Annotated in this window: 14 protein-coding genes; 6 read left to right on the top strand and 8 right to left on the bottom strand. The window is 66.9% G+C overall.

Features of this window, described 5'->3' with window-relative positions; genetic code table 11:
• Nucleotides 1–45: 45 nt before the first annotated feature.
• The 4 genes from ACRARE_RS10270 to ACRARE_RS10255 form a co-directional block, all read right to left on the bottom strand.
• The gene (locus ACRARE_RS10270) at nt 46–402 is read right to left on the bottom strand and encodes a hypothetical protein (RefSeq protein ID WP_432656343.1); all 357 of its coding nucleotides are present in this window, start codon (nt 400–402) and stop codon (nt 46–48) included.
• 171 nt (nt 403–573) lie between these two features.
• Entirely contained in the window at nt 574–717 is a 144-nt protein-coding gene (locus ACRARE_RS10265; RefSeq protein ID WP_432656342.1) for a hypothetical protein, read from the bottom strand.
• A 309-nt stretch (nt 718–1,026) separates the two neighbouring features.
• Nucleotides 1,027–1,383: a hypothetical protein gene (locus ACRARE_RS10260; RefSeq protein ID WP_432656341.1), complete on the bottom strand. Its 357-nt coding sequence runs from the start codon at nt 1,381–1,383 to the stop codon at nt 1,027–1,029.
• A 31-nt stretch (nt 1,384–1,414) separates the two neighbouring features.
• On the bottom strand, nt 1,415–2,947 hold the full coding sequence (locus ACRARE_RS10255) for an acyl-CoA carboxylase subunit beta (protein WP_432656340.1): 1,533 nt from the start codon (nt 2,945–2,947) through the stop codon (nt 1,415–1,417).
• A gap of 263 nt (nt 2,948–3,210) precedes the next feature.
• Between ACRARE_RS10255 and ACRARE_RS10250 the strand changes: the two genes are divergently transcribed.
• Nucleotides 3,211–4,428 (top strand): multidrug effflux MFS transporter, encoded by a 1,218-nt coding sequence (locus tag ACRARE_RS10250; RefSeq protein ID WP_432656339.1) that lies wholly within the window; start codon nt 3,211–3,213, stop codon nt 4,426–4,428.
• Nucleotides 4,429–4,535: 107 nt separating this feature from the next.
• Nucleotides 4,536–5,936 (top strand): helix-turn-helix domain-containing protein, encoded by a 1,401-nt coding sequence (locus ACRARE_RS10245; protein WP_432656338.1) that lies wholly within the window; start codon nt 4,536–4,538, stop codon nt 5,934–5,936.
• 90 nt (nt 5,937–6,026) lie between these two features.
• Here ACRARE_RS10245 and ACRARE_RS10240 read toward each other — a convergent pair whose 3' ends face one another.
• From ACRARE_RS10240 to ACRARE_RS10230, 3 genes are all read right to left on the bottom strand, one after another.
• Nucleotides 6,027–6,278 carry an HP1242/YdcH family protein gene (locus ACRARE_RS10240; RefSeq protein ID WP_432656337.1) on the bottom strand — a complete coding sequence of 84 codons (252 nt, stop codon included), beginning with the start codon at nt 6,276–6,278 and terminating at the stop codon, nt 6,027–6,029.
• Nucleotides 6,279–6,399: 121 nt separating this feature from the next.
• Nucleotides 6,400–7,305, bottom strand: a complete 906-nt coding sequence (locus ACRARE_RS10235; RefSeq protein WP_432656336.1) for a DMT family transporter — start codon at nt 7,303–7,305, stop codon at nt 6,400–6,402.
• Nucleotides 7,306–7,393: 88 nt separating this feature from the next.
• A complete protein-coding gene (locus ACRARE_RS10230; protein WP_432656335.1) occupies nt 7,394–7,993 on the bottom strand; it encodes a LysE/ArgO family amino acid transporter in 600 nt (199 codons plus the stop codon).
• Nucleotides 7,994–8,088: 95 nt separating this feature from the next.
• Here ACRARE_RS10230 and ACRARE_RS10225 point away from each other — a divergent pair, with 95 nt between their 5' ends.
• Entirely contained in the window at nt 8,089–8,979 is an 891-nt protein-coding gene (locus ACRARE_RS10225) for a LysR family transcriptional regulator ArgP (RefSeq protein WP_432656334.1), read from the top strand.
• Between the two features lie 37 nt (nt 8,980–9,016).
• Here the strand turns inward: ACRARE_RS10225 and ACRARE_RS10220 are convergent, their stop codons facing one another.
• Nucleotides 9,017–9,880, bottom strand: a complete 864-nt coding sequence (locus ACRARE_RS10220) for a glycosyltransferase family protein (protein ID WP_432656333.1) — start codon at nt 9,878–9,880, stop codon at nt 9,017–9,019.
• A gap of 141 nt (nt 9,881–10,021) precedes the next feature.
• On the opposite strand from ACRARE_RS10220, the gene miaB reads away from it, so the two are divergent.
• The 3 genes from miaB to ACRARE_RS10205 all read left to right on the top strand — a co-directional run bounded on the left by miaB (nt 10,022) and on the right by ACRARE_RS10205 (nt 12,508).
• Nucleotides 10,022–11,347 carry a tRNA (N6-isopentenyl adenosine(37)-C2)-methylthiotransferase MiaB gene (gene miaB, locus ACRARE_RS10215; RefSeq protein ID WP_432656332.1) on the top strand — a complete coding sequence of 442 codons (1,326 nt, stop codon included), beginning with the start codon at nt 10,022–10,024 and terminating at the stop codon, nt 11,345–11,347.
• Nucleotides 11,348–11,666: 319 nt separating this feature from the next.
• A complete protein-coding gene (locus tag ACRARE_RS10210) occupies nt 11,667–12,170 on the top strand; it encodes an OmpA family protein (RefSeq protein ID WP_432656766.1) in 504 nt (167 codons plus the stop codon).
• 14 nt (nt 12,171–12,184) lie between these two features.
• The gene (locus tag ACRARE_RS10205) at nt 12,185–12,508 is read left to right on the top strand and encodes a hypothetical protein (RefSeq protein ID WP_222479909.1); all 324 of its coding nucleotides are present in this window, start codon (nt 12,185–12,187) and stop codon (nt 12,506–12,508) included.
• Nucleotides 12,509–12,688: the final 180 nt, after the last annotated feature.

The following is a 12,688-nucleotide window of genomic DNA, read 5'->3' as shown; positions in this document are numbered from 1 at the left end:
GGAAGAACAGGGATATGAGACGGGCAGGCGCCCGCGGTTCCGCCGTTACTGCGGATCAGGCAGGCCGCCGGTCGGATCGGGGCCACGGCCCGGATCCCCGCTGGGATCGCGGCCCGGATCGGGGTCACGGTCGGGATCGGGGTCGCGCCAGGTCGGCGGACAGGGCACTTCGCGCCCGTTGGTCGGGTCGGTGCACTCGTCGCCCGGGCGCTCGGGCTCGTAGGGCAGGCATTGCTGACCGCGCACCATGTAGCCCGCGCCGCAATCCTGAAGCTGGCCAAGCTTGTTGAAGCTGGGCTGCGGCGACAGCATGGGCTGCGGCGCAGGTTGCGGCGCGCAGGCCGCGACAAGACCGAGGCAGAGAAGCCCGGCGGTGAGAACAGGAATTCGGCGTGTTTGCATGTGATGAACCTCCAATTTGCAAACGTGTGACGGACGCCGCGGGGGAGAGGTTCAAAGTTTTCCGAAGAAAACTGGTGCACGGGCCAGACCGGGGGGTGGGACGGCACCGACAGGCGGCGGGTCCCGGACCGGAGGGCGGAAAGATCCCGCCCCCCGGAAGGGTCGTAGGCGTTACTTGTACTTGCCGGTGTAGACCGGTTCAGCCGAAATCGGCTCGGGCGCGACCACGACGTAGTCGTCGTTGGCCGGCTTGGAACAGGCGGCCAGGCCAGCGACGAAGCTGGCGGCCAGGATGAACTGGATGCTCTTGGACATGGGTGACTCCTGTCTTGCCTCATGGGGTCACGGGGGCCTTCGGACCCTCCGCGGGCGACCCCGGGTGCTGCGGCCGCGGAATTGCGGCCTTGCGGAATCATAGCCCAGTCAGGGCGGATTTCATATCTGGATGCGGTCACGGGCCTTCCCTGTGCTCTGAAAAGCTCAGGCTGATACGCCCGGCGGGGCGGCGCCGCAACATCTTGTGCGGGCCCGGTCCGGGGCCCAAGATCCGGCGTGTTCCCAAGGGGTTGGCGGCGCAGGTGATAGGGCTTTCCCGGGGCGGTCCGGCGCGGGGTTCGGCGGAAATCAGCCATCGGCGCGCCTCCCCGCATGGGCCAGCCAGCGGGCCCGGTGGGTGGGGCTGTCCAGCAGCTCAGCCAGCGTGTCGCGGGCCGTTGCGGGCAGGGCCCCGGCCACGGTGCCCCCGGCGCGGATGGTCAGATGCCCCGCCTCCTGGCGCACCTCGACCGCCGGGCTGAAGCCGCGCAGCCCTTGCAGGCGGCGCCACATGTCCTGGCGCACCTGATGGGCCACCCGGGTCAGGCTGACCGGGCGGGCACAGGGCAACCGGGCCTCGACCGCCAGGTCGAAGCGCACGGGCAGGCGGCGCGCGATGGTGACCGCGTCCTCCTCCCTCAGCCTGTGCCAGCCAGCCTTCGCCATCTCCCCTCCTCCGGGCGCCGCAAGACCCCGCTTAGAGCGGGATGTTGTCGTGCTTCTTCCAGGGATTTTGCAGCTTCTTGCCGCGCAGGCTCGCGAAGGCGCGGGCCACACGCTTGCGCGTCGACTTCGGCTGGATCACCTCGTCGATGAAGCCCCGTTCGGCGGCAACAAAGGGATTGGCGAAGCGGTCTTCGTAATCCTTGGTGTGCTGCGCGATCTTCTCGGCGTCGCCCAGGTCGGCGCGATGGATGATCTCGGTCGCGCCCTTGGCGCCCATCACAGCGATCTCGGCCGTGGGCCAGGCATAGTTGAAGTCGCCGCGCAGGTGCTTGGACGCCATCACGTCATAGGCGCCGCCATAGGCCTTGCGGGTGATCACCGTGACCTTGGGCACCGTCGCCTCGCCATAGGCAAACAGCAGCTTGGCCCCATGCTTGATCACGCCGCCATATTCCTGGCCGGTGCCCGGCAGGAAGCCCGGCACATCGACGAAGGTCAGGATCGGGATCTCGAAGGCATCGCAGAAGCGCACGAAACGTGCCGCCTTGCGCGAGCTGTCGATGTCCAGGCAGCCCGCCAGCACCATCGGCTGGTTCGCCACCACGCCCACCGTCTGCCCCTCAAGGCGGATGAAGCCGGTGATGATGTTCTTGGCGTAGTCTTCCTGGATCTCGTAGAAATCGCCCTCGTCCGCGACCTTCAGGATCAGTTCCTTCATGTCGTAGGGGCTGTTGGCATTGTCGGGGATCAGCGTATCCAGGCTATTCTCGATCCGGTCGACATCGTCGAAGAAGGGCCGCACGGGCGGCTTCTCGCGGTTGTTCAGCGGCAGGAAGTCGACCAGGCGGCGCACCTCGGCCAGGGCCTCGACGTCATTCTCAAACGCGCCATCGGCGACGCTGGATTTCTTGGTGTGGGTACTGGCGCCGCCCAGTTCCTCGGCGGTCACCACCTCGTTGGTCACCGTCTTCACCACATCAGGGCCGGTGACGAACATATAGCTGCTGTCCTTCACCATGAAGATGAAGTCGGTCATCGCGGGGCTGTAGACCGCGCCACCGGCACAGGGGCCCATGATCACGCTGATCTGCGGCACCACGCCCGAGGCCATGATGTTGCGCTGGAACACGTCGGCATAGCCCGCGAGGCTGGCCACCCCCTCCTGGATCCGTGCGCCGCCCGAATCGTTCAGCCCGATCACCGGGGCGCCGTTCTGCACCGCCATATCCATGATCTTGCAGATCTTCTGGGCGTGGGTTTCCGACAGCGACCCACCGAAGACCGTGAAGTCCTGAGAGAAGACATAGACCATGCGGCCGTTAATCGTGCCCCAGCCGGTGACCACGCCGTCGCCATAGGGGCGCTGTTTCTCCATGCCGAAATCGGTGCAGCGATGCGCGACGAACATGTCGAATTCCTCGAAACTGTCCGCGTCCAGCAGCAGCTCGATCCGCTCGCGCGCCGTCAGCTTGCCCTTGGCGTGCTGCGCCTCGATGCGCCGTTCGCCACCGCCCAGTCGCGCGGTCTCCCGGCGCTCGTTCAGCTCTTGCAGGATGTCCTTCATCGCGATCTCCTTCCCTCACGGGGCCCCGGGGGTTGCGACCCGCCCGACAGCGCCATTGCACCCGGATCCGGCCACGCCCCGGACCGGGTGCGCGGCTCTGCCACGGGCAGCCTCGGCCCGACCATAAGGCGGCGGCGGGCGCGCAAAAAGGAAAAAGGGGCAAATTTGCAAAGTCTTGCCAAAAGGGTCGCTGCAAATTGCAAATCAGCAAATAACATGCAAGGCACATGGACATGACGCCGACACGCGACTAGCAGATCTGCATGACACCGCAACAGCCTCGCCGGTTCCTGGACCGGACCACGCCGCCCAATATGACGACGCTGATCCTGCTGGCCGGGATCGGGGCGATGACGATGAACGTCTTCCTGCCGTCCCTGCCCCGCATAGCAGATCATTTTGCCATTGATTACAAGCTGGTACAGCTTTCCGTGGCGGGCTACCTGGCGGTCAGCGGCTTCTTGCAGATTTTCATCGGCCCGCTGGCCGACCGCTACGGGCGGCGGCCGCTGTTGCTGTGGGGGCTGGGGATCTTCCTGGTGGCGACCCTGGGCTGTCTGCTGGCGCCGAACTTCACGGTCTTCATGATCTTCCGCCTACTTCAGGCGACGGTGGCCGGGGGCATGGTGCTGTCGCGGGCCATCGTGCGCGACGTCAACACCCCGGACCGGGCCGCCGCCGCCATGGGCTATGTCACCATGGGGATGTCCATGGTGCCGATGTTCGCCCCTGTGCTGGGCGGCGTGCTGGACGAGCTTTTCGGCTGGAAATCCTCCTTCTGGCTGCTCTTCTCCTGCGGCTTCGCCATCTTCGTGCTGACGTTCTACGATCTGGGCGAAACCGCGAAACCTTCGGACCTGTCGGTGCTGCGGCAGTTCGCCGAGTATCCCGAGCTGCTGAAATCGCCGCGCTTCTGGGGCTATTCCATGGCCGCCGCGACCTGTTCCGGCGCCTTCTTCGCCTATATCGGCGGGGCGCCCTTCGTCGCCACCTCTGTCTTCGGACTAACGCCGACCCAGTTCGGCATCTTCAACGCCTTCTCGGGCGTGGGCTATTTCCTGGGCAACTGGTTCACCGGCCAGCAGGCGGCGCGAATCGGCACCAACCGGATGATCATGGCGGGCTGCCTGATCGTGTCGGGCGGCATGCTGTTCTCGCTGCTGTGCGCCTATGCGGGGATCGGCGGCGAATACGTCTTCTTCGGCGCCATGGCCTTTGTCGGCTTCGGCAGCGGCATGACCATCCCCTGCGCCAATGCCGGGATGCTGTCGGTGCGCCCGCATCTGGCGGGCACGGCCTCGGGCCTGGGCGGGGCGATGATGATCGGCGGTGGCGCGGCGCTCTCGGCGCTGGCGGGCTCTTTGCTGGGGCCGGGCACCGGCTCTTTCCCGCTGATCTGGCTGATGCTGGCCTGCGGCGTGACCTCGATCGGCTTCATCACCCTGGTGATGCGCCGCGAAAAGCGCCTCGGGATGGTCTGACCCCCGGCCCGCCGTTACGGCTTGTTAACCACCCTTTGCAAAGTTAGCCTTCGCCAGAGGCTAAACTGCAAAGCCGCGTCCTGCGCGGCGCGCGCCAGGGGGTAGGGATGTCCGCACAAAAGCTCTATGCCGGGGCCAAGCTCCGGGAAACACGGCAGAAACTGGGGCTGACGCAGAAGGATTTCGCGGCCAAGCTGGGGATTTCCCTGCCCTATCTGAACCAGATGGAGAACAACAACCGCCCCGTCTCGACCTCGGTTGTCTTGTCCCTGGCGCAGGAATTCGGCTTTGACGTGACCGAGCTTTCGACCGGCGACAGCGAGCGGCTGGTGTCGGACATGCGAGAGGCGATGGCGGATCCGGTGCTGGCCGACATGGCCCCACCCCTGGCCGATCTGCGGCTGACCGCGGCCAATGCCCCCGCGCTCGCCCGCGCCTTCCTGCATCTGCACCGCGCCTACCGGCAGACCCACGAACGCCTGGCCTCGCTGGATGAGGCGCTTGGCCGTGACGACAGCCGCGCCGCCCCCTCGCCTTGGGACGAGGTGCGCGATTTCTTCCACTATTGCGACAACTACATCGACGCGGTCGACCGCGCCGCCGAACGTTTCGCCACCCCCGTCCGCAACGAGAACAACATTCGCGTCCGCGCCGTTTCGGCCCTGGGCAATCTGGGGGTGCGGGTGAAATTCGACGATGTGGCCGAGCTGCGCCGCTACGACCCAGAGCGCAAGGAGCTGACCCTGTCGCTGCGCGCCGACCCGGAAACCCAGACCTTCCAGCTGTTGCTACAGGTTGCCCTGCTGGAGCAGGACAAGCTGCTGGAGGCGACCCTGGACCTGGCCCGCTTCCAGACCCCCACGGCGCGATCCATCGCCAAGATCGGGCTGGCCAACTATTTTGCCGGGGCCGCGCAGATGCCCTATGGCCGCTTCCTGGCCGCGGCCCAGGACACCCGCCATGACCTGGAGGTGCTGGCCATGCGCTTTGGCGCCTCGATCGAGCAGGTGGCGCACCGGCTGTCGACCCTGCAACGCCCCGGCGCCAAGGGCATCCCCTTCTTCTTTGTCCGGGTCGACCAGGCGGGCACGATCACCAAGCGCCATTCGGCGACGCGGCTGCAATTCGCGCGTTACGGCGGCGCCTGCCCGCTGTGGAACGTGCACCGCGCGTTTGAAACGCCGGGCCAGTTCCTGCGCCAGCTGGCGGAAACCCCCGACGGGGTGCGCTATGTCTCGCTGTCGCGGGACGTGTCGAAATCGGGCGGTCGCTGGGGGGCGCCGCGGCGGCGCTATGCCATCTCGCTGGGCTGCGAGGTCGCCCATGCGGACAAGCTGGTCTATGCGGACGGGCTGGACCTGGCCAGCCCCCAGGCGTTCGAGCCGATCGGCATTTCCTGCCGCATCTGCGAGCGCGAAAACTGTCACCAACGCTCGGTCCCGCCGCTGGAACGGCGGCTGACCATCGACAGCAACCATCGCGGCACCCTGCCCTACGAGGTGGGCTAGGCCGCCCCTGCCCCGCGCGGAAAGGGGCCGGAAAAGCAAAACGGGCGCCCGGGCGCCCGTCTGTCTTTGTCTCAAACCTGGGGTCCAGGCTTACTCGGCGGTCTGTGCGGCCTTCAGGGCGGCAAAGATCTCGTCCTTCAGCAGGCCGCGCTTCTTGCGGGCCTCGACGATGGCCAGATCTTCGGCGGGTTCCACGTTGGTTTCCATACGGTGCACCTGGCGGTTCACCTCGTGGTAATCGTCTGCCAGTTTGGCAAAATGCGCGTCCGACGCTTTCAGCGCGTCGATGGTTTCCACGAATTCCGGGAATTCCTGATCGAGCGTGTGCGGGGTGTGCGACATAGTGGCGATCCTTTCGCTTCGTTTCCTGGAGCACAGGTCTAATGATGATTCCCCGTCTCGACTTTGACAGGGATCAAATCGCCCCGGGTGCGCGGCGCTCCATACCTTAGCGTCGGGCACCTTACAACTTGGTTGCTTCCACCGGCGGGGTGATGGTGCGGCGCTTCAGCTGGGCCTCGCGCCAGGTGATGAAGCTGACCGCGCCGAGGATCAGCGCGCCGCCCAGGATGACGTAAGGATCGGGCGGTTCGCCGAAGGCCAGGGCGCCCAGCAAGACGGCCCAGACCAGTTGCAGGAAGGTCACCGGCTGGGTCACCGTCATCGGTGCCACCTGGAAGGCGCGGGTCATGCAGTAATGTCCCGCCGTCGCCGCCAAGGCCACGCCCAACAGAATCGCCAACTGGCCCAGGCTGGGCATCACCCAGACCGGCAGAGCCAGGGGGGTCAGGCCGATCGAGACGGTCAGCGACATCAGCGCCACCACCAGCACCGGTTCGATCCGGTCGGTCAGGCGCTTGCTGATCAGGTAGGACCCGGCAAAGAGGACGGCGGTGCCCAGCATCGCCAGATGCCCGGTCGAGATCTCGCGCAGGCCGGGGCGCAGGATGATCAGCGCGCCCGCCAGGGCCACCAGCACGGCGGCGATGCGGCGAAAGGCCAGGGTTTCCCCTAAGAAAAGCGCCGCGCCGACGGTGATCAGGATCGGGTTCAGATAGTTCAGCGCGGTCACATCGGCGATCGGGATCCGCGCCATGGCGAAGAACCACAACGCCACGCCGCCGCTGTGCAACAGACCGCGCAACGCCACCAGCCCCCAGGTGGCCCGGTCCAGCCGCAGGCGGAGCAGGCGCGGCAGCACCGGCGCCATCAGCCCCAGCCCCATGACGAAGCGCAGAAAGGCACCCTCGGCGGCCGGGATCGTGGGGCCCAGCGACTTGACCAGGGCATTGACCGCCACGAAGAAGATCCCGGTGATCAGCATCCAGCCGATGGCGACGAGGGGGCGGGAATTGCGTGCTTCTGTCATGCTTTCCGGCATAGGCAAGCTGCGCCCCCGTGGCAAGGGCCGTGCCGGGCCGTGTGGAGGCCTTGCCCCCAGATCAGAGGCGCGGGGATCAGCCCCGCAACAGCCCCGCCGCCACCGTCCACATGATCAGCGCCACGCCCAGATCCAGCACCCGCCAGGCGACAGGGCGGCGAAACAGCGGCGCCAGGAAGCGGGCGCCAAAGCCAAGCGAGAAGAAGAACAGGAAGGACGCGGTGACCGCGCCCCCGGCAAAGCTGGCCCGACTGGCAAAGCCGGCCGAGACCGCGCCCATCAGGACCAGCGTATCGAGATAGACATGCGGATTGCCCCAGGTCAGCGCGGCACAGATCGCCAGGCTGCGGTACAGGGGTGGGGCGGGTTGATCCTCGGAGTGCAACGCGCCGCCGCCGCGCCAGGCCTTGCGCAGCGCCAGGGCGCCGTAGGCCAGCAGGAAGGCGGCACCGCCATAGCGAAGGAGGTCAGTTGCCCAGGGAGCCGTCGCGCCCAAAGTTCCGAACCCGTACACACCCGCAACAATCAAAACAGCATCGGATACGGCACAGAACGCGACGACCGGCAGCACATGCTGCCTAAGTAAACCCTGGCGCAACACGAAGGCGTTCTGGGCCCCGATTGCCACGATCAGTGACAGGCCGAGGCCAAGTCCCGCCCAGAATGACGCGCCCATCAGTTCCCCCACAACTGACACACACACCCTTAAGGCCTAGACGCCACCGAAGGGTAAGTCTAATAAATGAAGTTAGGATCGCATTAGGAAAACTTATGCAGCTCGACCGCGCCCAACTGGCCACCCTGGCGGCCATTCTGCGCCACGGGTCCTTCGACCTGGCGGCGGCAGAGCTGCGGATCACGCAACCGGCTGTTTCGCAACGACTTCGCGCCCTGGAAGAGCGGATCGGCACGGTTCTGGTACATCGCGGCACCCCCGCCACCCCCACCCCGGCGGGCGCCCAGCTGGCGCGTCACGCCGAAGAGGTGGGCCAGCTGGAATCCCTGACGTTGCGTCGCCTGGGGCTGGAACCCTCGGCGGCGCGGGTGCGCATCGCGGTCAATGCCGACAGCCTGGCCACCTGGGTGCCCCAGGCCCTGGCGCTGGCCCAGGCGCGGATGCCCGACACGACCTTCGCGCTGGAGGTCGACGACCAGGAGCATTCGGCCCGCTGGCTGCGCGACGGGCAGGTCTCGGCGGCGATCACCTCGGACGGCAAGGCGCTGCGCGGCTGCGAGGCCTATCCGCTGGGCGCGCTGCGCTATGTCGCCGCCGCCAGCCCGGCCTTCATCGCGCGGCATTTCCCCGACGGGGTGACCGGCCCCGCCCTGTCACGCGCGCCGACCCTTCAGTTCAACGAAAAGGACACCCTGCCCGCCAGCTGGCTGCGACAGCACGCCGGTCCGGTGCCGGTGCCGCCCGCCCATCGCCTGCCCTCGGCCGAGGCCTTCACCCTGGCGATGCGGGCCGGTCTGGGCTGGGGGCTGAACCCCGAGCCCATGCTGGCCCAGGACCTGGCCGAGGGCCGCTTGCGCCAGCTGCGCCCGGGCGCGGTGCTGGATACGCCGCTTTACTGGCAGGTGTCGCGGATCATGGCCCCGGCGCTGGCGCCGCTGACCCAGGCAATCCGCCAGGTCGCCCGGGCCGAGCTGATCGCCGCCTGAGCGGGGACGGACCCTAGGCCGCGCGCCCAGGCCCGGCCTAGAACCACTGGCCCGGCTCCATCAGGCCCAGATCCAGCAATTGCCGCGAATGCCATTCGAAGGCCGCCGAATTGTGCCAGGTGAACCCGTCGATGTCATAGCGCGACCCGGGGTTCGACTTCAGCGCCTTGGCGGTACGGAAGGAACAGATGCAGGCGGTCAGGTTGTGGTGCCAGGGGCAGGCATAGGTGTTGTATTCGGGGACGTTGAACAAATAGTCCTCGCCCATCACCAGGTCGGGCCGGGCGCGGAACAGCGACACCCGGTCGATCTTGCGCCGCCCTTCGGGGATATGCTCCTCGTAGCGCCAGCGCAGGCCGCCGTAGAAGTTCAGCTGCCGGTCCAGGTCGTTGTTCCAGGCATCCTTGCGCGCCAGGGCGTAATAGCCCGCCCGGTCCAGGTGGGCCCGTTCGATCGACACCGCCAGGGGATGGGCCTGCAAGTCGTCGGCATACAGGTCGATGACATAGCTGACCATGGCATCGCGCCGTTCCTCGGTGTGGAAGGCCAGCAGCTCGCCCACGGTGCGGTTTTCGCAGAACGGGTAGAACAGGAATTCCGAATTGTAGCAGTAATACAGCCAGGTGCCCGGAGGCGCGGCGGCGCTGACCGCGTTGACCACCCGGCTCAGGGCGTTGTCGTGCCCCATGGAATAGGCGATGCGCGGCAGGTCCTTCAGGTCGTCCGGCAGGGCGAAGGCATCGGGGGCGAACAGCAGCACCTGGGCAAAGCCCGCGTCGCGGTGGTGGCGCAGGGTGGTGTCCAGCTCGACCTCGTCCTCGGCAAAGATCATCGCCACCGGCCCCTTGGCCAGCAGGTCGGTGCCGCTGCGCAGGAACTCTCCGAAGGTGCTGAAATACATCCGCCGTACCCTTTCCGCCCCGAAATCCGCGGGGCCGTCCATCTTGCCGCCAGCAAGCCCCAACACCCCCCGGATTGCAAGACCACGCGCATCTGGTGTAGGGACACGCCCTGACCCCGTCCCTGCAAAGGTCCGCGCCCCATGTCCAGCCCCAAGAAGCTTTATATCAAGACCTACGGCTGTCAGATGAACGTCTACGACAGCGAGCGCATGGCCGAAGCCCTGGGGCCCTCGGGTTATACCGAGGTCAGCTCGCCCGACGAGGCGGACATGATCCTGCTGAACACCTGCCACATCCGCGAAAAGGCCGCCGAGAAGGTCTACTCCGAGCTGGGCCGGTTCAAGGGGCTGAAGGCCGCCAAGCCGGATCTGAAGATCGGCGTGGCGGGCTGCGTCGCCCAGGCCGAGGGCCGCGAGATCATGGAGCGCCAGCCGATGGTCGACATGGTGGTCGGCCCGCAAAGCTATCACCGCCTGCCCGAGATGGAGGCGAAGGCCGGTCAGGGCACCCGGGTGGTCGACACCGACATGCCCGAGGAAGACAAGTTCGAAAAGCTGAAGAGCCGCCCGAAGGCCAAGCGCGGCCCGACCGCCTTTCTGACCGTGCAGGAGGGCTGCGACAAGTTCTGCGCCTTCTGCGTCGTGCCCTACACCCGAGGCGCCGAGGTCAGCCGCCCGGTCGATCGCGTCCTGACCGAGGCGCGCGACCTCGTGGACCGTGGGGTGCGCGAGATCACCCTGCTGGGTCAGAACGTCAACGCCTACCACGGTGAGGGCCCCGGGGGCCGCGACTGGGGCCTGGCCCGACTGATCCGGACGCTCGCCGAGATCGACGGGCTGGAGCGGATCCGCTTTACCACCAGCCACCCCAACGACATGGAAGACGACCTGATCGCCGCCCATGGCGATTGCGACAAGCTGATGCCCTACCTGCACCTGCCGGTGCAATCGGGCAGCGACCGCATCCTGAAACGGATGAACCGCAGCCACACCCGCGACAGCTACATGCGGCTGATCGACCGCATCCGCGAGGCCCGGCCTGATCTGGCCCTGTCGGGGGATTTCATCGTCGGCTTCCCCGAAGAGAGTGACGCCGATTTCCGCGACACCATGGATCTGGTCGAGCGGGTGAACTACGCCACCTGTTTCTCGTTCAAGTATTCCTCGCGCCCCGGCACGCCGGCGGCGGACCGCAAGGGCCAGGTCGATCCCGCCGTCGCCTCGGAGCGGCTGATCACCCTTCAGGCGCTGCTGAACGAGCAGCAACAGGCCTTCCAGCAGGCCATGGTGGGCCGAGAGGTGGGCGTGCTATTCGAAAAGCCCGGCCGCCATCCGGGCCAGATGGTGGGCAAGTCCGACCATCTGCACGCCGTCCACGTCGAGGCCCCGGGGCTGCAACCGGGTGACCTGCGCCGGGTGCGCATCACCTCGGCCGGGCCCAATTCGCTGGCGGGCACCCTGGTCTGATCCCGCCCGACCTGAGGCGCGGCCCGGGCCGCACCCCTTTCAGCGCGCCAACTGGTCCCAATTCGGGCCAAGCTGCGGCTTCAAAACCATAATCGCCCGGCCCTCTGGCGAAGAGACTTCACAAGACTTGCCTTCTGCGGCAAGGTGCAAGCGCATTCGTTTGCCGAACCGCAGGCCTCCGGGACAGGAGACAGGGGCGGATCGAGGCGGATCGACCTGGGGGACGGAAAGGATTTTGGTTGTGGTTAAGAAATTTGCGGATTTCGCCCGGCGCGGCCTGGCCGCGGTGTCGGCGACAGCGTTAGGGCTGGCGGTGCTGATGACCGGGATGACCGGCACGGCGCAGGCCCAGGGCAAGGGCTGGAATGAACCCTATGTGCCGACGATCTGGGTCGACCCGGACGGCTGCGAACACTGGGTGATGGATGACGGCGCCGAGGGCTATATGACCCCCCACGTAACCCGCCAGGGCATTCCGGTCTGCCGCCGCCAGAACGTCTGCGGCGTGCTGCCCACCGACCAGTTCTTCGCCACCGACAAATATGCGATCAGCGCCGCCAACCGGCAGCGCCTTCAGCAGTTCTTCACCTCGACGGGCGCGACTTCCTACATCATCATCGGTCACACCGACAGCCGGGCGTCCGACGCCTATAACCTGAAGCTGTCGATGAACCGCGCCAATGCCGTGGCCCAGGTTGCGGCTTCGGTCGGCGCGCGGATCGCGGATGTGCGCGGCTACGGCGAACGCTATCCCGCCCAGCCCAACACCACCGCCACCGGCATGGCCGCCAACCGGCGTGTCGAAATCATCTGCATCCGCTGAAGGGGACCAGCCACATGCATATCGTGAAAGCCGCCTCTGGCGTTCTTCTGCTGGCCTCTCTGGCCGCCTGTGGTCACCCGGGCAACGTGCCCGGCGACAAAAGCGTCGACTACGGCATCAACTCGCACCACCTGTCGACCCTGAAGGCCGGCATCTGGGTCGATCCCAACGGCTGCGACCACTGGATCATCGACGACGGCCTCGAAGGCTATCTGTCGCAGCGCCTGGACAAATACGGCAAGCCGGTCTGCTCGGGCACCGCACCGCCCAACACCGCCACCGGCGGATTCAAGCGCGGCTCCGGCATTCCCGATCCGACCCAGGCACCGGGCACCTAAGGCCTTGCGCGCCTCGGCCCGCATCCCCACATCGCAATGCCGCAAGCCTTCGCTTGCGGCATTTTTCGTTTCCCGCCCGGGCCTGCGTGCATTCCCCCCTTGCCCCTCGCCCCCGCCCCTGCCACGCTGATCCCATGGCACGCCGGTGCCGCGCACCGGCCCGATCTGAAGGAGCGCCAC

The organism is Pseudooceanicola aquaeponti (assembly GCF_050897975.1).
Classification (GTDB): domain Bacteria; phylum Pseudomonadota; class Alphaproteobacteria; order Rhodobacterales; family Rhodobacteraceae; genus Pseudooceanicola.
This window is presented reverse-complemented; position numbering and strand designations above follow the sequence as displayed.